Below are 1,221 nucleotides of genomic sequence, written 5' to 3'. Positions count from 1 at the left end.
GTGGACGCCGTCTCCCCCAGCCAGGACTCCGACGTCGAGCGGGCCGTCGCCGTACCCGATCGGCGCCGGGGCATGCGTCGGGGGTCCCGTGCGCCGAGACCGGTTGCGCGGCTGCGCACCCGACGCCTCCTGACCGGCTCGCCCTGGAGCCGTGCGTCGCGGAAACCACCGTCGGGGGTGACGGGGGTGGAACGGAGGGGTGGTGCGGAGGCGGTTCCCGGGGGCACGTGCCTCGCGCTCCCTCACCTGGCATCACTCACCGCCGGTGACCAGGGGTAGGGGTAGCCGCGGAAGGTGACGGTCCGCATTCACTCCGTCACTCGTGCGACAGGAGAGAAGGAAAGTCATGTCGGTCGAGACCGGTACGGCGCCCGGCGCGGGCGCCGATGAGCGGGAGCAGCAGAGCCTCGGTACCGCGGCGGCACGGAATCTCACGACGACGACCAAGTCCGCACCGCAGATGCAGGAGATCAGCTCGCGGTGGCTGACCCGGACGCTGCCGTGGGTGGAGGTGCCCGGCGGCACGTACCGCGTCAACCGCCGGCTGTCCTACCGGGTGGGGGACGGCCGGGTGACCTTTGTGCAGACCGGCTCGCGGGTCGAGGTGATCCCCGCCGAGCTGGCGGAACTGCCGCTGCTGCGCGGCTTCGAGGACGGCACCGCGCTCCAGGCCCTGGCGGCGCGGTTCGAGCAGCGGGACTACGCGCCGGGACAGGTGATCGTGACGGCGGGACGGCCCGCCGACCACGTCCACCTGATCGCGCACGGCAAGGTGGAGCGGATCACCGAGGGCCCGTACGGTGACGAGGCGGTCGTCGGACTGCTGACGGACGGCGACCACTTCGGCGGCCGGGTGCTCGCCGGCCCGGACGGCGCCTGGGAGTTCACGGCGCGTGCCGCGACCTCGACCACCGTGCTGAAACTGCCGTACCGGGCGTACGCGGAGGTGGCGGCTCTACACGCCGGCCTGCGGGCGCACGTGGAGCCGGCGGGACTCGACGGGCACCGGGACACCAACGCCTTCGGCGAGGCCCAGGTCGCACTCAGCGCGGGCCATGTCGGCGAGCCGGACATCCCGCACACCTTCGTCGACTACGAGCCGGCGCCGCGCGAGTACGAACTGAGCGTCGCCCAGACCGTGCTGCGCGTCCACTCCCGGGTGGCCGACCTCTACACCCAGCCAGATCGCCGAGGGGATCGCGGTCGAGGGCATGGAGTCCC

General features: G+C 72.9%; 1 protein-coding gene. It reads left to right on the top strand.

The features are described from left to right. Positions 1-346: 346 nt before the first annotated feature. Positions 347-1,221 (top strand): cyclic nucleotide-binding domain-containing protein (locus ABZ646_RS46965; RefSeq protein WP_360534012.1); only part of this gene is annotated, 875 nt, incomplete at its 3' end.

The organism is Streptomyces sp. NPDC007162 (assembly GCF_040634175.1).
Classification (GTDB): Bacteria; Actinomycetota; Actinomycetes; order Streptomycetales; family Streptomycetaceae; genus Streptomyces.
Note: the sequence above shows the minus strand (reverse complement) of the source record. Positions and strands in the feature narration are given on the sequence as shown.